Below are 16928 nucleotides of genomic sequence, written 5' to 3' on the forward strand. Positions count from 1 at the left end.
GCGCGGCATCTACGCGCCCGCCGGAGCACGGCCCTTACGCTCCGGCCGGGGGCTTGCCCCAGTCGTCGTCTTCCTCGTCCCAATCGTCGGCGGCGCGGTTGCGGGCGGCGACGCGTTCCATCGCGGCGCGGGCCTCCGCCTCCGAGGCGTAGGGGCCCATCCGGTCGTCCCACCCGCTCTTCTTGCCGCGGGTCACCTCACCGGTCGAGGGCGTGTAGTACCAATCCTTGTCGTCGCCGGCCATGTCATCCTCCTGGGTCGGTCGTGGGCAGGTTGTGTCCAGGCTACCTGCGGGTACTATCTCAGGACATGATCCGCGACGACGCGGCACCCGGAAAACCCGGTTGCCGCGATGCCGTCGCGCCCGCCCACCGTTGCCGTCGAAAGGTCCCCGATGTCCGTTCCCGCCGCCGTCGAACGAGTCCGCGAGTCCGCGGGTCCCGAGGCGACGATCGCGCACGCGCCGGGATCGGTGGAGCTGCTCGGCGAGGCGTGCGCGGCGACCGGCGGCATGCTGCTGGCCACCGCGCTGCCCGTGTCCGTGGCCGTGGCGCTGGAGGAAAACGACGCCGACGAACTCGTCGTCATCGCCGCCCGCACCGGCGAGGAAACCCGCCTGCCCATGCCCGACGCCGTGCCGCCGGCGTACCCGGCCGAAGTCACCGCCATCGCCGCCGCCGTCGTGGCGCTGCAGCACACCACGCACCTCATCCCCCGCACCGGCTCCGGCCTCACCGTGCGCTGGGCGTCGAACATTCCCGCCGGTCGCGGCCTCGGCGAGCTTCCCGCACTGCAGTCGGCGGTTGCGCTGGCTGCCAACGCCCGCTGGGGCGACCGCGACGACGTGCCCACCCGCGCCCGCCTGGCCGCCGCCCTCCACGAAACGTCGGCGGCCCACTACGGCGGCCACTGGCCGCTGCACCCCTACACCGTGGCCCTGCGCAGCCGTCCCGACTCGGTGCTGACGTGCAACCACTCCGACGAAGCCGTCACCCAGACGCCGCGCCCGGACAACCTGTCGCTGATGGTGGCCTACTCCCCCGACATCACCGGCGCGTCGCCGCAGGTGGAGCGCCACGAGTTCTTCACCGAGGCATGCTCCGCCTTCGGCGTGCCCACCCTCAGCGGCCTGCCCGAGGCACAGCCGCGGGTCCTCGAATGGGTCCGCGCCCGCCGTGAGGTCCAGCCCGACGGCGACGCCCCCACCGTCGGTCGCGCCACCCAGTGGCTCGACGACGCCTCCGGCTGCTCCGACCGCGCCCGCGCCGTGTCCGCCCACCTGCGCCACGGCGACGCCGCCGCCGCAATGGCCGGAGTCTCCCACGACGTCACCGTGCGCGACACCGCCCCGGCGGCCGATTCGCCGCTCGGCCGCGTGGTCGCCTCCCTCGACGGCCATGACGCCGTGGCCCGCTGCTGCCCGGCACCCGGCGCCGCCGTGGTCGTCTGGGCCCACGCCGACGACGCCGACGACGTCGAAGCCGCCATCCGCCGCGACGGCGGCACCGTCCTGCGCATCACCGACACCGACGCCGGGGCCGTCATCGACTCACCGTTCTGAGCCGGGGCGCTTTCATGCCGCCCTAATCGGCAGGCCCGGCGCGCTGCTCTGATCCGCCGGCCGGGCCCGCTGTCCTAATCTGCGGGCCAGGCGCACCCCCCCCTAATCCGCCGGCCAGGCGAACAGCACCTCCGCCTCCACGGGATTCGACGGATCGGCGGCGACCAGGCTGACCCGCTGGGCCGTGCCCTCGTCCGGCACGCCCGCGTCGGTCGTCCCCCGGCACTTGGCGAACACCGGCGGCTCGAACACGAACACCTCGACCTCCTCGCCACGGTCGTGGAGCACCGCGGAGTCGAAGGCATGGCCCACCCACGGTTCCAACACCACCGCCTCGGTCAGATCCAGGCACGCCCGGTCCACCCGCGACGCCAGCTGCCCCGACGACGCCATCACCGAAATCGCCTCGTCGACCCCGGCCGTCACCCACCCGGGGACCTCCACCTCCTGCGTGTCGCCGCGCCGGTGAGCCGCGATGGCCAGACAATACTCCAGCCCGAACCGGTCGATCAGCCGTCGCAACGGGGCCGTCACATGCGCGTACGGGCCACCCACGCCCGAATGCACCGGCACGTCGGACGGTGCGGGGGCCGAACCGTCGTCAAGCGTCTCCAACCGCTCGTACCCCGAGCCGCGCAACAGGCGCGACGCATCCTTCATCACCGCCATCCCGCGGGTCGAATCCGCGTCGACGCCCGCCAAAAACGCGCTGACCTCGGCAATGCCCGCATCATCGGGCAGCTCGTACCCCAACGCGCGCGCCGCCACCCGAAACTCCGCCAGCGCAGCCTCCCCCGCCGGCCGCAACGTCCGCAACACCCCGACGCCGGCCTCCGCCATCATCTGACCGGCGACCATCCCCGCCAGCAGCGAGATCTCCGAATTGAAATCCATCACCGGCGGCCGCGCATCCAAGCGCAGCTCCCACCGGCCATCCCCCGTCGGCACCACCGACTGCGACGGCAACCGCAAATTGATCGCTTCACGACGACGCGCCGACCCCTGCCTGGCCCGCCCAACTTCCGGTAGCAGCGCAATCGACGGATGCGGGACCCCGGCATCGAACGACTCCTGCACCGCGACGTACTCCAGCCGCGCCACCGACCGCACCAGAGCCGGGAACACGTCGCGCAACGTCGGCTCCCCATCCGCGTCGACGACGATGTCCCAGACGATGGCCGGGCGGTCGACGTCGGGAAGCAAACTGCCCGCACCCTCCGACAGCGCCGCCGGATGCAGGCGCGTCGGCTCGTCCGGCAGATAAATCGTCTGCCCGCGGCGCATCGACTCGGCCGCCGTCAACGAATCCGGCGCGATGAGCCCGCCGACGTCCGCGATCGCGTACAGCACGCGCCAACCGGCGGTGTCGGGGTCGCCAGCGCCCGCGTCGTCGGTGCCAGTGCCCGCGCCGGCGCCATCCCCGCCCCACGCGCTGATGTGCATCGCCTGATCCAGATCCATGGAGCCGGGCGGGTCGATGGTCACGAACGCGACGTCGCGCAAATCCTTCCGCGCCGCCCGCCGATCCACCGCAGCCGCGGCATCGGCGTGCACCTCCGGGGCGAACGTCTCCGGCACCCCGAACTCGCGGGCGACGGCACGGAAATCGAGGGCGGCCGCAAACAGCTTCATGTCCGCCCAGCCTAATGGCGATCACGGTCCGCGTCGCCGGATACGCTGAGGTGAACCATCCGCACTACACAGGAGCACACATGACCACCCAGGCCCGGCCCGGCACCGACGCCAACGGCGCGAACGGCGCGAACGGCGAGATGACCAAGGCGATTCTCCCCGACTCGGCGCTGCCGACCCACTGGTACAACCTCGCCGCCGACTTCCCCGAGCCGCTGCCGCCGCACCTCCACCCCGGCACCCGTGAGCCGCTGAAGCCGGAGGAGATGGAGCCGATCTTCGCGTCCGGGCTGGTCGAGCAGGAGTTCTCCACCGACCGGTGGATCGAGATCCCCGAGCCGATCCGCGAAATCTACCGCCTGTGGCGTCCGTCGCCGCTGGGCCGGGCGCGCCGTCTGGAGAAGGAGCTGGGCACCTCCGCCCGCATCTACTACAAGAACGAGTCCGTCTCCCCCATCGGTTCGCACAAGCCGAACACGTCGGTGGCGCAGGCGTACTACAACATGCTCGACGGCATCGAGAACCTGACCACCGAGACCGGCGCCGGCCAGTGGGGTGCGTCGCTGGCGTTCGCCGCCCAGTTCTTCGGCTTGGGCGTCGAGGTGTGGCAGGTGCGTGCGTCGTACGATTCGAAGCCCTACCGCCGCATGCTGATGGAGGTCTACGGCGGTTCGGTGCACCCGTCGCCGTCGGATCTGACCGAGGCGGGGCGCGCGATGCTGGCGAAGGATCCCGATACCCCGGGTTCGTTGGGCATGGCCGTGTCGGAGGCGATCGAGGTCGCGGTCAACGGCAAGAATTCGCGGTACGCCCTGGGCAGCGTGCTCAATCACGTGATGTTGCACCAGACGATCATCGGTCAGGAGGCCGCCGCGCAGCTGGCCATGTTCGGCGAGACCGGCCCGGATGTCGTGGTCGGTTGCGCCGGCGGCGGGTCGAACCTGGCCGGTTTGACGTTCCCGTTCATCGGGCATTCGTTGACGGGTTCCGTGCTTGACGACGGCGGCCGTTCCTCCACTTCGACCTCCGCGTCGGGGGCGAAGGGGGATGCGAAGAAGTTCGTGGGAGATGACGCGCCGCGCATCATCGCCGCAGAGCCCGCCAAGTGCCCGTCGTTGACGAAGGGCGAGTACCGCTACGACCATGGTGATGTGGCGGGGTTGACGCCGCTGCTGAAGATGCACACCCTGGGCAGCGATTTCGTGCCGGATCCGATTCACGCCGGTGGTCTGCGGTACCACGCGATGGCGCCGATGGTGTCGCACGCCGTGGAGTTGGGTTTGATGGAGACCACCACGGTGGAGCAGGAGGACGCGTTCGCCGCCGGCGTGCGTTTCGCCCGCTGCGAGGGCACGGTTCCGGCGCCGGAGTCGAACCACGCCATCGCCGCCGCATGTGCCGAGGCCGCGAAGTACGAGGGTGAGCCGGGTTCGGGTCCGGCCATTTTGATCGGTCTGTCGGGCAACGGTTTCCTCGACCTGCCGGCGTACTCGAAGTTCGTTTAGGCGGTTCGACCCGGTTGCCGCATGCGCCGGGGTCGTTCGCCCACCCGCTGAACGTTCCCGGGGTGGTGAATCCGGCGGCCGATCCACCCACCGAACGTTCCCGGGGTGGTGAATCCGGCCATATCCGAGTGCTGCGGTGATTGAGGTGAGGGCCGGGTCGTCGTAAAGCCAGACACGACGGCCCGGCCTTCCGCATGCCCGGCCCCCTACACCAGCCGCAACCACTTCCCCCACGCCCGCCACACCCGCCACATCCGACGCGCGCGCCCCAGAAACGCCCAGAGTCGCACAAAACGGGACAGACGACGAGAGGAAAAGCCCAGGTCACGTGAAGCGGGCATGTCCCGTTTTGTGCGATAGAAAATCCTCTACGGTTGGGCCGGATTGCGTCCGGGGTCTGATCACGTTCGAGGCGAGGGACATCCGGGGCCGGCGAGACCTGGTCATGCCCGGGGTTGGCAGGATCTGGTCACGGCCGGGACCTGGTTACGCCGCCATCAGCGCCTCCACCTCGGTCACACCCGACAGATCACACCCCGCGATCCGTCATGCGGCACCCGCCCGACGCTGCCCCGGCGTGCGATAACCCTTCGGCCAACGAGCCCCGGCCCGGACGAAACGCGCCGTCGTCGCATCACCCGCCGCGACCTTCGCCCTCTGCGCCTCCAAAAACTCACGCACCCGGCGCAGCGCCTCCCCCGACATGATCTGCTCCCACGTCACGCGCAACACGGCCAGCCCCTCGTCGAGAAGCTCCGACTCACGCTTCCACTCGTAGAACGAACGCTCATCGGAATCGCCGTACACCCCGAGAAACTTCCCCTTGCCGTGCACCTCGATCATCGCCAACAAACCCCGATAGGCCAGATCCACGCACCCGATGAACAGCCCGTCAGCGCTGAACACCCGCAACTGCAGCTCCGGCGCCGGCAACCCCGCCTTGATGATCTGGGCGCGCATCAACGACTCCGCGGCACTGTCGGCGAAACGACTCGCGCACGCGACGACGTCGAGCGCCATCCGCGGATTCGCCGAACGCCCCGCCGCCCGGGCCAAATCAATCTGCGAATGCCCCAGCCGCAACGCCGAATCCGCCGTGACCAAACCATGAGCGAACCCGTGCCGCAAAGTCACGTCGGCGACGGTCGCGCCCACCGACGTCACCAACCGCCCCTCGACGCGCCGCAGGTCCTCCGGGCCCCACGTCAGCTTCCGTTCGTGGATCGCGCCCCGCGTCTGGTAGTTCCTGCGCGTGGGATGCGCGAGTTCGATGACGTCGATGCCGGCCGCGGGGTTTTTCGGGTTCGACCGTCCACCATCGCGGTTCGGCGACCGATCGAAGATGTCGAGCCCCCACGCCAGCGCGGCACTGCGCCCGACGACGACCATCCCCTCCCTGGAGTCGACGGCGCTGAGATGGGTCACCCGCCGGCGGGCTGTGGTGTCGAGGTCGTGCCACTCGGCGGTCGGAATGTAGGTGTTCGGGTGCAGTCTGTGCAGCTCGCCGCCCCGCCATTTGCGGGCGAGCGCTTTACGTTCGGATTCCGTGTTCCCCCTGAGAATGTTCACGCCCCATTGGACGCGGTCCGGCGGTAATCGGTTCCATCGACTTTCCGACGACCTCAATGTGGGGGTGCCGAAACCGGGTCGCCGAGGCCGGGCGCCACCGATTCGAGTGCCGCCGTGACTGCCCAAACCCAACCGGATGCAACCCCCGATTCCCGCCCAACGCGACCGCCCGTTACCGACTGGACGCGCCACCGATTCCCGCCCAACGTGACCGCCCGTTACCGACTGGACGCGCCACCGATTCCCGCCCACGCCGCAGCAAATTTGCTATCGCACAAAATGGGACAGGGATCGAGACAAAACCCCAGCTCACAATCACCGCAAATGTCCCGTTTTGTGCGATTCCCCCAGAACTGGGGCCAGAGCGACGCAGGGGACTCAAGAGGTGACCGACAGAGCAACGCCCTCACCGTCGCTCACGACGACGAGTGGCGAAGGGCGAAAAACGCCGACCACAACGACGAGAGAACCACCAAGGGCGAAAACGCAGGGCCACAACTGCGCGCGAAACCGGCAGGCGAAAACCGAAGCAAAAGGTGAACGAGCCGGCCTGTGAGCCGGATTCTGTCCCCGCCGCGCCTTTCGGCCTCGGCGGGTGATGACCATCCATCTCGACGCACCATCGCTGGGCGCCTGAAGCAGCTGACCCTCGGACTTGGGCGGGCAGCCCTCGGTCGTCCGAGCAGGCACACCGCGCGTGCGTGGTGCGCCCTCTTGCCTTGCTCCCGGTGGGGTTTACCGAGCCGTCGCAGTCACCTGCGGCGCTGGTGCGCTCTTACCGCACCTTTTCACCCTTACCCGGTTCGTGCGGACGCATCCGCGCGCCCGGGCGGTTTGTTTTCTGTGGCACTGTCCCGCGGGTCGCCCCGGGTTGCCGTTAGCAACCACCGTGCCCTGTGGAGTCCGGACTTTCCTCGGCGCCGGGCCGGGCGCTTTGTGCGCTGGTCCCCGTGCCGCGGTCATCTGGCCGACTCGCTCACGTGGGGGGATTTTAGCGCACGCGGGCGGGTGTCTGGTGCGGGGTCTGCTTTACGACGCCCCTCTCCCCGCCGTCGCCCATTTTCCCCGGGTGCATCGGGCATCGGTCGCCCCGGGTACACCGGTCAGCTCCGGCCGCCGCTTACCTCAGGTGGGCGGTGTCGTTGACCAGCGTGACCGAGGTGGGCCCGTCGGCGTAGAACTCGGCGACGGACAGCGACGCGAGGTCGAGGTGCAGTCGGGTGAACAGTTCGAACCCGGCGCCGAGGCCCTGGCGGAGGATGGATTTGATGGGCGTGACGTGGCTGACCACCAGGAACGTGCCGGGGCCGAAGTCGTCGGCGATGCGGCGGCGGGCGGCGGCGACGCGGTCGTCGACGGTGCGGAAGGCCTCGCCGCCGGGTGGGGTCAGTTCGGGGTCGGTGAGCCAGCGGGCGTGGATGTCGGCGTCGCGGGCGGCGGCTTCGCCGAAGGTCAGGCCTTCCCAGGTGCCGAAGTCGGTCTCGCGCAGGTCGTCGTCGACGCTGATGCCGAGGCCGAGTTCCACCGCCGCGTATGTCGCGGTTTCCAGGGCGCGGGCCTGCGGGGATGCAATGATGCCGCGGATGTCCCAGTCGCCGGCCACCAGCCGGTCGGCGGCGGCGCGTGCTTGGCGGCGGCCGAAGTCCGTCAGGGAGGGGTTCGACGCCGAGCCGCTGTATCGGCGGTCGACGCTCATCGGGGTTTGGCCGTGGCGCAGCAGCAGCAGTCGCGTGGGTTCGCCGACCGCGCCGGTCCATCCCGGGCTTGCCGACGTCGCCTCCCGGGTGGATCCGCGCTCCGGTTTCACGGAGCTTGCCGACGTCGCCTCCCTGGTCGATCCACGTTCCGGCTTCTCGGGGGCGCTCATCGCCTGTTCACCGCTCCCAGCTTGCTCACCGCTCACCGCTCGCTCACCGCTCATCGCTTGTTCGCCTCGTCGGCGGCGTTGAGGGTCACCGGCCGGACGAGCCACGCGCTGCACTCGGGGCAGGTGACTACCTCTTCCGCCGGCAGCGTTTCGAAGTTGCGCATCGTCGACGCGTCGAGCTCCATGTAGCAGCTCAGGCACGTGCGGCCGTCGAGTCGGGCGACGCCGATGCCGGTTTCGGCGGTGATCTTGTCGTAGCGCGACAACAGCTTCGCGTCGACGGTGCCGCGCAGTTCCTCCATGCGGCGCTTCAGGCCGTCGACCTGCGCCTGCATGTCCCGATCGACGTCGGCGACGCGCTTCTCGGCCAGGCGGATGCGGTCCTCCAGCTCATCGGAGTCCGCGCCGACGTTGATCTCGTGGGCGTCGCGGATGTCGCGGACGTCGGCGATGTGGTGTTCGAGCTCTTCTCGGCGACGGCGCGTCGAGGCGAGGTCGTGCTCCAGGTCGCGGCGCACCTCGGCGTCTTCGGCGTGGTCGAGGCTGCGGCGATCTTCGTCTTCGCGGCGGCGCAGCTTGTCCAGGTCGGATTCGAGCTTCTTCACGTCGACGCCCAGATCCCGCGCCGACAGACGCGATCGGGCGGTGCTGGTGCGCAGTGCGGCGCGTTCCGCCAGCAGCGACGTCAGCTCCGCCCGCTCCGGCGAGGACTGGCGGCGTGCCTCGAGCCCGTCCATGCGCGCCTGCGCCTCGGACAGCTCCAGGATGGTCACCTGGGTGACGGGGTCGAGTTTCATCGGTTCTCCTCGGTGGTGTCGGTGTTGTGGCCGGCGGCGGCGACGGTCCAAGGGTCGGTGCGGATGTCCAGGACCTCCGTCTCGACGCCCAACGCATCGCCCAACAGGTCCGCGGCCTGGCCGCACCACGGGAACTCGCTGGCCCAGTGGGCGGTGTCGACGATGCAGGGCCCGCCCTCGCGCAACGCCTCGTCGACCGGGTGATGACGCAGGTCGGAGGTGACGAACGCATCCACGCCCAGCTTGCGCGCGACGTTCAGGAAAGAATCGCCCGACCCGGAGGCCACCGCCACGCGGCGGATGATCCGCTCCGGGTCACCCGCCCCGCGCACGCCCCACTCGGTGGCGGGCAGACGCTCGCCGACCCGGGCGACGAAATCCTTGAACGGCATCGGCTCATCGAGATCGCCGACCCGGCCGATGCCGAACGCGGCCTCCGGGTCGAGATCGCCGACGAGCGACTCCAGGACGTCGAAGCTCGGCTCCTCATACGGGTGCGCCTCCACCAGGGCGGCATGCACCCTCGACCGCAGCGACGGCTCGGCGACGAACTCGATGCGCAGCTCCTCGACATGTTCGACCCGGCCCCGCTCGCCGAGGAACGGGTCGGCGTCATCGCCCGGGCGGAACTGGCCGCGGCCGGAAAGCTCGTACGCGCACGCTTCGTAATCCCCGACCGAACCGGCGCCGGCGGCGAACACCGCCTCCTTCACCGCCTCGGCATGCGACCCCGGCACCCGCACCACCCAGGCATCGAGATGCCGCCCCGGCTTCGGCGCCAACGGGGCACCCGGGTGCACTCCCAGCAGCTCGGCGAGGCGGTCGTTGACGCCCGGCCGCGCCGAATCGGCGTTGGTGTGCGCCGCGAACAACGCCACCCCACCGCGAATGAGCTTGTGCAGGATCCGCCCCTTCGGCGTGTCCGCCGCCACCGACGACACCCCGCGCAGCAACAGCGGATGGTGGACGACGAGCATCTGCGCACCCGACGCAAGCGCCGCATCGGCCACCGCGTCGGTGCAGTCGAGGGCCACCGCCACCCGCGACACCGGCTCGTCGGGGTCGCCGCAGATCAACCCGACCTTGTCCCACTCCTCCGCCAGCTCGGGCGGGTAGGCGGCGTCGAGAACTCGGCGCACGTCGGCGACGGTCACGTTCATCTGCGTTTCCTCTCGGGTCGAATCGTCGGTCGGGCGGGCCGCGCGGCGGGCGCCGGGGCCCGAGTCACATCAGTTGCTCCACCGGAGCCGAGGCGGGCGCCCCGGCCCCCTCATCATCGTTCACGTTGCAGGGCGGCGATGCGGGTGACCTCCCCCACCAGTGTGCCGACGTCGGCCGGACCACGCACCGCCAACCGCCACCGCGACGTCCCCAACCCCGGGAACGTGTCGCAGCGGCGCACCGCCACTCCCCGATTCGCCAGGGCCAGCCGCACCGCCTCCGGGTCGGCCACCGGTGGCCTGGCCAGCAGAAACGGCCCCGCGGCCGGCTCGACCTCCCAGCCGGCGTCGTCAAGCACCGCCACCATCAATTCCCGCTCCCGCGCAACGTCGGCGCGCTCGAGCTGCAACGGCCGGCCCATCCCATGCTCGGCCACCAACCGCATCGCATGCAGCTGCAACGTGCCCACCGGCCACGCCGGACGACGCCGCGCCAACGCCGCCAGCACCTCCGGCGCACCCAATGCATACCCGCAGCGCAACCCCGCCAACGCCCACGTCTTGGTCAAACTGCGGAACACCAGCAACCCGGGATCGCGCACCGACGCGACCTCGCAAGCCTCCCCGGCATCCTCGGCGACGACGTCCATGAACGCCTCGTCGACCACCACGACCCGGCCCGGCGCGCGCAGGGCCAAAATGTCCTCGCGCGAATGGAGCACCGACGTCGGATTCGTCGGATTGCCCACCACCACCAGATCGGCGTCGTCGGGCACCGCAACCGAACCATCGCGCACCTGCCCCAGATCCCACGGGGGGCGCAGAATCACCCGGTCGACGTCGATGCCCGCCGCCCGCATCACCGCATCCGGCTCCGTGAACTGCGGATGGATCACCGCCGGACGCTCGCAGATGTCCGGCAACAGCGCGAACCCCTCGGCCACGCCCGCCAGCAACAGGACCTCATCCTCCCGCCGCCCGTGCCGCCGCGCGATGAGCTTGCGCACCCGCCGATCCAGCATCGGATCCGGGTAGGCGGACAAATCGTTGAGGTGGCTGCCGAGGGCGTCGAGAAGCCACCGCGGCGTCGCCCCACGCACGTTGACCGCGAAATCCACCAGCGCCCCCCGCGCCGCCACATCGCCGTGGTAACTCACGTCGCCGGTGAACTCGGCCCCGACGGAGACCGCCGCAGCGTCATCCCCCGTGTTGCCCATCATCATGTTGTTCACATTGCCACACCGCCCGGATCGCCGACCACGGGTCGCGGCCCCCATACTGGATGGCATGGCCCCCACCTTGCTCATCGACGTCGACGGCACCATCAGCGATTCCCTCGCGGGCATCCAGGCGAGCTTCCGCACCGCGATGGAGGCGGTCGACCACCCGATCCCCGACAACACGTTCATGTCCACCCTCGCCGGCCCGCCGATGCGGGATTCGATGGCGAAGATCGGACTGTCCGGCGACCGCCTCGACGCCGCGATGCGCGCCTACCGTGCCGCGCAAACCGACGGCGGGTGGGCGGACACCAGGATGTTCCCGGGCTGGGTCGAGCTTCTCGACGGCTGGCGCGCCGACGGCATCCGCCTGGCGACGGCCACCTCGAAGGGAGGGCACTTCGCCCGGAAGGTGCTGGCGGAGTTCGGGATCCTCGGCCGTTTCGACTTCATCGGCGCCGCCGACGACGGCGGGGACCGCCACCACAAGGACGACGTCATCGAACACACCCTGCGCGTGCTGGGGCTGCCCGCCGTGCGCCGCGACATCGACGGCGATGGCGGGGACTCCGGGGATGACGGCAATGGTGGCAATGGCGGCAATGGCGGGAACGCCCTGCCCGGCGTCGTGATGATCGGCGACCGCATCCACGACGTCGAGGGCGCCCGACGCTTCGGCGTGCCGGCGATCCTCGTCGGCTGGGGCTACGGACCCGACGACGAACGCGACCGCGCCGACGCCGTCGCGCACACGCCCGACCAGCTAGACCGCATGGCCCGGGAGATGCTCGGGCTCTGACGAGCCCGCCCGGACGCGGGCGCGGGAGCGGTCGCGGGTGAGGCAACGAGCTCGAGCGCATGCTCGTGTAGGGACTCAGCGCGACTCCGGACACCGGCCGCCGCACCGGACACCGCACGCCCCAATTTCTCCGGCCGATGCGAAATTGGCCCCGGCGGCGCAGGCGATATACCTTGTCATTCGGAAAAATTCACGCCCGCGCGACGGACCCGACCGGCCCCTCATGCGCGGGGCGTCCCCGGCACCGAGGAGAACCCATGTCCGCGCCTGGCCGCACCGAATCCGTCTACGTCGTCTTCGTGTGCAGCGGCAACATCTGCCGTTCCCCGATGGCGGAGATCATCGTCCGCGAAGCCGTCGAAGAAGCCGGCCTCGCCGACGACGTCCTCCTGGCCTCCTGCGGCATCGGCGCCTGGCACGTCGGCCAGCCCGCCGATTCCCGCGCCCGGGCGGAACTGGAAAACTCCGGCCGCGACTCCACGCACGTCGCCGCGCAGCTCGGCGCCGAACACGTCGACGCGACCCTGTACATCGCCATGGACAACGGCCACGTGTCGCAGCTCGTCGCCCGCGGCATCCCCGCCGAGAAGATCCGCCTGATGCGCTCCTTCGACCCGAACTCGCCCGCCGACGCCGACGTCGCCGACCCGTACTACGGCGATCTGTCCGGATTCACCCGCACCCGCCGCGAAATCGAGGCCGCCACCCCGGGGCTCATCGCCACCATCCGCGACATCCTCGAAGACTCCTCGACCCGCTGACCGCTGACCGCAGGCTCGCACCGCCACGCCCCCACCGGGTGCCGCTGACCGAGCGTCGACCGGCGTCCACGGTGAACGGCCGGGGCGGTGGCCGTCGTGAAGCCTACAATTCCTTCAACTCGATGCGCTCGCGGTTCTTCCGCCGGGGATCCTTGCCGCCGAGGCCGCGCACGCGGAACGTCCAGATCTTGTTGATGACGAAGTTCGCCGGCGTGCCCAACAACACGCCGATGAGGTTCGCCCAGTAGAACTTCGTGCGCAGCCCGCTGGAATCGTCGAAGATGTGGTCCGGCAGGGCCAGCGGCGACGTCGGGTTGGTCAGCAGCGTGATGGTGACCAGGCTGACGATCAGCCCCGACAGGCCCGCCAGCAGGAACGGCCCGAACTGGCGGAACCAATTCGGCCGGTTATCCACCCGGAACGTCCACGAACGGTTGAGCTGGAAGTTCCATACGTTGGCGATGAGGAACGCCAACGTCGCGTACACGTGCGACCACCGGATGTTCCACCGGGTGCCCAGCAGGTTGGCGAACACCTCGTGCTCGTTGACGCCCCACTCCAGGCCGATCTTGCGCGCCATGATCGCCACCACGGTATTGACCAGGACACCGGTGCCGCCGACCATGCCGAACTTCAGGAATTGGCGGAACACCGCGCCATAACGCGAACGCGTCGATGCTTTTGCGACTGTGGACACGGGCACCTTCCGGCGGCTGGGCAAACGGGCCCGGGTTTCGGGCTGAGCGACGATTCTACTCCACCGCCGCAGTGCTCCGCCGCAACGCTCCGCCGCAGCCGACGGCGCCGCGCCGGTCGTTTTTCACGCCCACCGCCGACCAACCACCGACCACGCCCCGACCGCCGCCACCATCCCCCCGCCCGTATCCGGGGCGATCCGAGCTAGTGAGTAAGGTGGGCGGCGTGACATCCCGAATCCGCCAGTTCCTGACCCCCGGCTGGGTGCTCACCGCCGTGGTCTGCGTCGCGTTCGCCTATCTCGCGTTCACGGTGCTCGCTCCGTGGCAGCTCGGGAAGAACAAGGCCACGCAGGAGCGCAACGACCAGCTGCGCCACGCCTTCGAGGTCGATCCCGTGGACGCCTCGGAGCTGTTCCCCGCCGACGGGGAGCTGGCGGAGGGCACGGAGTGGCGGCGGGTCACCGCGCAGGGCGAGTTCCTGCCGGATTCGGAGGTCCTGCTGCGCAATCGGCCGGTCGACGGCACGCCGGCGACGCACGCACTGACCGCCTTCCGCGCCGATGACGGAACGATTTACCTGGTCAACCGCGGTTTCGAAACCCCGCCGGATGGCGGCGTCCCGGACATGGAGGCCGCACCGTCGGGTGAGGTGACCATTCTGGGCTACGCCCGCCGCGGCGAAATGACCCCGGAGCGCCCGCCCCTGGAGGGCGGCGAGGGCGAGCCGACGCAGGTCTACGGCATCGACACCGACCAGGTCGGCGAGATCATGGACGTGGATTTGCACCCCGATTACATCCAGCTCGCCGAGGATCAACCGGGCAGCCTGCGCGCCATTCCGCTGCCGACGCTGGAAAGCGGCCCGTACCTGGCGTACGGCATCCAGTGGATTTTCTTCGGCATCATGGCCCCGGGCGCCCTGATCTGGTTCATCTTCGCGGAGGCCCGGGAACGTCGCCGGGACCGGGAGGAGCAGGAGGCCGTCCTGCGTTCCTCGCGTGACGACGAGCCTGCCGCCGCATCCCCCGCCGCGGAGTCGGCGACGGCCCCGTCCGCCACGGCGGGTGGCGATGACGTGGACGTCGTCAAGCCAGAAACGCACGAGGCACGCGATGCGCGTGCGGACCGCGACGGCGGTGAGACCGACGCCGGGCGCGAGAAGAAGGCAGAGCCCGCTGCGGCGGCCGCCACGGCGGAAGCCGACGCGCAGGCTGAACGTGCGCGCCGACTGGCTGCGCGCTACGGCGACTCCGGGCACAAGGGACGGCGCCGCAAGGGCCACGGGCTCGACGACGAACGGTTCTAGACGCGAGGGCGCGTCACCACGCCGGGCGAGTCAACACCGCCACCGCAACGCGAGTGCGCCACCCCGTCACCGCGACGCGAACGCCACAGCGAGCAGACCGCCGACGCACATCGCGGCGGTGATGTCCTGCACGCGACGGGTGAGGGTCACCGCGCGGCGGACGTCGGCGACCGTCGGGGAATCCCCGCGGCCGAGAACCGCGCGCTCCTCCACGCCGCCCTCGTACGCGGTGGCGCCGCCGAGCCGCACGCCCAATGCGCCGGCCGCCGTGGCCTCGGGAACCCCGGCGTTAGGGCTCGGATGGCCGGGGGCGTCCTCGCGCCACGCCCGCCACGCCCCCGCGCGGTCCGGGCCCGCGATAACCGTGGCCACGCCCGTCAGCCGGGCCGGCACCCAATTGACCACGTCGTCGAACTTCGCCGACGCCCACCCGAAATTCCGCCACTTCTCGGTGCGGTAGCCGACCATCGCGTCGAGGGTGTTGCCGCACCGGTGCGCCACGACGCCGGGGGCTCCGAACACCGCGCCCCACAGCAGCGTGCCCGACACCGCGTCGGAGGTGTTTTCCGACAGCGATTCCACCGTCGCCCGGGCCACGCCGTCGAGGTCGAGCCGCGCGGGGTCGCGAGAGCACAGCCACGGCACCAACTCCCGGGAGGCGGCGAGGTCTTCGGCCTCGAGACGGTCGGCCATGCGCTCGCCGGTGCGGGCCAGCGTCGTGCCGCCGAGCGACGCCCACGCCACCGCGGCGAGCGCTACATTCGGAAATCGGCGGGCGGCGACGGTGGCGGCGACGGTCGGCACCGCGACCAGCACCGCCGCGTACGCCGCTCCCCGGGGCTTCGAATCGGCCCACATCCGCTTTTCCAAACGGTCGGCGGCGGTGCCGAACCAGGCGACCGGATGGTGGCGCACCGGGTCACCGAAGATCCGGTCGGCGACGATGCCCGCCGTCAGCGCCGCGGCCCGGCCCACCATGCGTCGCCGGCGGGTGGTGGTCATGTGGGCTCCTCAATTGGGGCGGGGCAATCGTGGCGGGGCACGAAAACCCCGTCCCGGTGACGGTCCGGAAACGGGGTTGTCCCGCCATCGTCGGCGGTGAATCGAGTGCGGCGAGAGGGTTTCGAACCCCCGACCGCTGGTGTGTAAAACCAGAGCTCTACCACTGAGCTATCGCCGCTGATGTCGCGTGGGCGACGTCGCGGAAAACGGTAACACACCCGGTGACTCGGCCGACCTTCGGGCCGACCGGGCATCGGTCGGGGCATCGGCCAGCCGGTGGGGTCGCCGAAAACGGCCATCGCCGCAGGACGGGCCCCAAGGGCGACGCTGCGCCTCGCGCTACTGGCGCTTGACGCCACGCTGAACCAGGCAGTTGGCCTGCCACTGGCCCAGGCGGATCGCGGAGGTGCCGGTCAGGCCCGCCAGCTGCGCGGACTCGTCGATGAGGCCCGGGTCCACGAAGCCGGGGCGGCCGGCGCCGGGGGTCAGCAGCCAGATGCGGCCGTTTTCGTCCATCGGGCGGGCGGCGTCGACCAGGCCATCGACCAGGTCGCCGTCTTCCTCGCGCCACCACAACAGCACGACGTCGACGACCTCATCGGTGTCTTCGTCGAGCAGGTCCTCGCCGAGGAACTCCTCGATCGACTCGCTGATGGCGGTGTCGCAGTCTTCGTCCCAACCGACTTCCTGAACCCGCCGACCCTTTTCGATGCCGAGCGAATCCGCATAATCCCGCGCAGCGCCAGTGGCGTCGCCCACTTCTCCGATCCTCCAAAATCTCGTGAGTGCCGCGGGTCCCGTCATAGACCCGCGTTGCTTTCTCCGGGGAGTTTACCGCCCCGGGGGGCCTTGTACAGGGATCGGGGTCCGGGAGCTTGACGACGACCCCGCCGAATCGCCCCCGCCCACACCGCGGATCAGCGCCGCAGTCACGCCCGACCATGAGGTGTAACGCCGTTTCCGGCCCACCGGACCGGTGGCGACGAGGTGGGCGTCGTCACGCACGAAGACGGCGGAAATCGACCCAAACGCGAATCCGGAAACGGAAGTA

15 protein-coding genes, 1 tRNA gene and 1 other RNA gene are annotated in these 16928 nt (G+C 70.3%); 5 read left to right on the forward strand and 12 right to left on the reverse strand.

Annotated features, from left to right (window positions below; translation table 11 throughout):
- Positions 1 to 34 precede the first annotated feature (34 nt).
- Positions 35 to 244: an SPOR domain-containing protein gene (locus CFREN_RS08775; RefSeq protein WP_209652487.1), complete on the reverse strand. Its 210-nt coding sequence runs from the start codon at positions 242 to 244 to the stop codon at positions 35 to 37.
- A gap of 150 nt (positions 245 to 394) precedes the next feature.
- Here CFREN_RS08775 and CFREN_RS08780 point away from each other — a divergent pair, with 150 nt between their 5' ends.
- Positions 395 to 1561, forward strand: a complete 1167-nt coding sequence (locus CFREN_RS08780; protein ID WP_209652485.1) for a galactokinase family protein — start codon at positions 395 to 397, stop codon at positions 1559 to 1561.
- A gap of 102 nt (positions 1562 to 1663) precedes the next feature.
- Here CFREN_RS08780 and CFREN_RS08785 read toward each other — a convergent pair whose 3' ends face one another.
- Positions 1664 to 3193, reverse strand: coding sequence for an RNB domain-containing ribonuclease (locus CFREN_RS08785; protein WP_209652482.1), 1530 nt, complete (start codon positions 3191 to 3193; stop codon positions 1664 to 1666).
- 140 nt (positions 3194 to 3333) lie between these two features.
- On the opposite strand from CFREN_RS08785, the gene CFREN_RS08790 reads away from it, so the two are divergent.
- Positions 3334 to 4698, forward strand: a complete 1365-nt coding sequence (locus CFREN_RS08790; protein ID WP_209654595.1) for a TrpB-like pyridoxal phosphate-dependent enzyme — start codon at positions 3334 to 3336, stop codon at positions 4696 to 4698.
- 546 nt (positions 4699 to 5244) lie between these two features.
- On the opposite strand, the gene CFREN_RS08795 is transcribed toward CFREN_RS08790, so the two are convergent.
- The 6 genes from CFREN_RS08795 to cobC form a co-directional block, all read right to left on the reverse strand.
- Entirely contained in the window at positions 5245 to 6267 is a 1023-nt protein-coding gene (locus CFREN_RS08795; protein ID WP_209652480.1) for a hypothetical protein, read from the reverse strand.
- A gap of 537 nt (positions 6268 to 6804) precedes the next feature.
- Positions 6805 to 7242: RNase P RNA component class A (gene rnpB / locus CFREN_RS08800), an RNA gene on the reverse strand.
- Between the two features lie 145 nt (positions 7243 to 7387).
- Positions 7388 to 8134 carry a histidine phosphatase family protein gene (locus tag CFREN_RS08805; protein WP_371327304.1) on the reverse strand — a complete coding sequence of 249 codons (747 nt, stop codon included), beginning with the start codon at positions 8132 to 8134 and terminating at the stop codon, positions 7388 to 7390.
- 50 nt (positions 8135 to 8184) lie between these two features.
- Positions 8185 to 8931 carry a zinc ribbon domain-containing protein gene (locus tag CFREN_RS08810; RefSeq protein WP_209652478.1) on the reverse strand — a complete coding sequence of 249 codons (747 nt, stop codon included), beginning with the start codon at positions 8929 to 8931 and terminating at the stop codon, positions 8185 to 8187.
- Positions 8928 to 10091: a Nif3-like dinuclear metal center hexameric protein gene (locus tag CFREN_RS08815; RefSeq protein ID WP_209652476.1), complete on the reverse strand. Its 1164-nt coding sequence runs from the start codon at positions 10089 to 10091 to the stop codon at positions 8928 to 8930. Before CFREN_RS08815 ends, CFREN_RS08810 begins: the two co-directional genes overlap by 4 nt.
- A gap of 113 nt (positions 10092 to 10204) precedes the next feature.
- Positions 10205 to 11323, reverse strand: a complete 1119-nt coding sequence (gene cobC / locus CFREN_RS08820) for an Rv2231c family histidinol phosphate aminotransferase CobC (protein ID WP_425321483.1) — start codon at positions 11321 to 11323, stop codon at positions 10205 to 10207.
- Positions 11324 to 11378: 55 nt separating this feature from the next.
- Here cobC and CFREN_RS08825 point away from each other — a divergent pair, with 55 nt between their 5' ends.
- Entirely contained in the window at positions 11379 to 12110 is a 732-nt protein-coding gene (locus CFREN_RS08825; RefSeq protein ID WP_209652467.1) for an HAD hydrolase-like protein, read from the forward strand.
- A 257-nt stretch (positions 12111 to 12367) separates the two neighbouring features.
- Positions 12368 to 12871 carry a low molecular weight protein-tyrosine-phosphatase gene (locus tag CFREN_RS08830; RefSeq protein WP_209652465.1) on the forward strand — a complete coding sequence of 168 codons (504 nt, stop codon included), beginning with the start codon at positions 12368 to 12370 and terminating at the stop codon, positions 12869 to 12871.
- A gap of 103 nt (positions 12872 to 12974) precedes the next feature.
- Here CFREN_RS08830 and CFREN_RS08835 read toward each other — a convergent pair whose 3' ends face one another.
- Entirely contained in the window at positions 12975 to 13574 is a 600-nt protein-coding gene (locus CFREN_RS08835; protein ID WP_371327302.1) for a GtrA family protein, read from the reverse strand.
- 218 nt (positions 13575 to 13792) lie between these two features.
- On the opposite strand from CFREN_RS08835, the gene CFREN_RS08840 reads away from it, so the two are divergent.
- The gene (locus CFREN_RS08840; protein WP_209652463.1) at positions 13793 to 14875 is read left to right on the forward strand and encodes an SURF1 family cytochrome oxidase biogenesis protein; all 1083 of its coding nucleotides are present in this window, start codon (positions 13793 to 13795) and stop codon (positions 14873 to 14875) included.
- Between the two features lie 66 nt (positions 14876 to 14941).
- Here the strand turns inward: CFREN_RS08840 and cbiB are convergent, their stop codons facing one another.
- From cbiB to CFREN_RS08855, 3 genes are all read right to left on the reverse strand, one after another.
- Positions 14942 to 15877 carry an adenosylcobinamide-phosphate synthase CbiB gene (gene cbiB, locus CFREN_RS08845; protein WP_244979508.1) on the reverse strand — a complete coding sequence of 312 codons (936 nt, stop codon included), beginning with the start codon at positions 15875 to 15877 and terminating at the stop codon, positions 14942 to 14944.
- A 106-nt stretch (positions 15878 to 15983) separates the two neighbouring features.
- Positions 15984 to 16055: transfer RNA gene (locus CFREN_RS08850), tRNA-Val, on the reverse strand.
- A 161-nt stretch (positions 16056 to 16216) separates the two neighbouring features.
- On the reverse strand, positions 16217 to 16636 hold the full coding sequence (locus tag CFREN_RS08855; RefSeq protein WP_070519520.1) for a DUF3052 domain-containing protein: 420 nt from the start codon (positions 16634 to 16636) through the stop codon (positions 16217 to 16219).
- Positions 16637 to 16928 lie beyond the last annotated feature (292 nt).

The sequence above is a fragment of the Corynebacterium freneyi genome (assembly GCF_030408835.1).
Classification (GTDB): Bacteria; Actinomycetota; Actinomycetes; order Mycobacteriales; family Mycobacteriaceae; genus Corynebacterium; species Corynebacterium freneyi.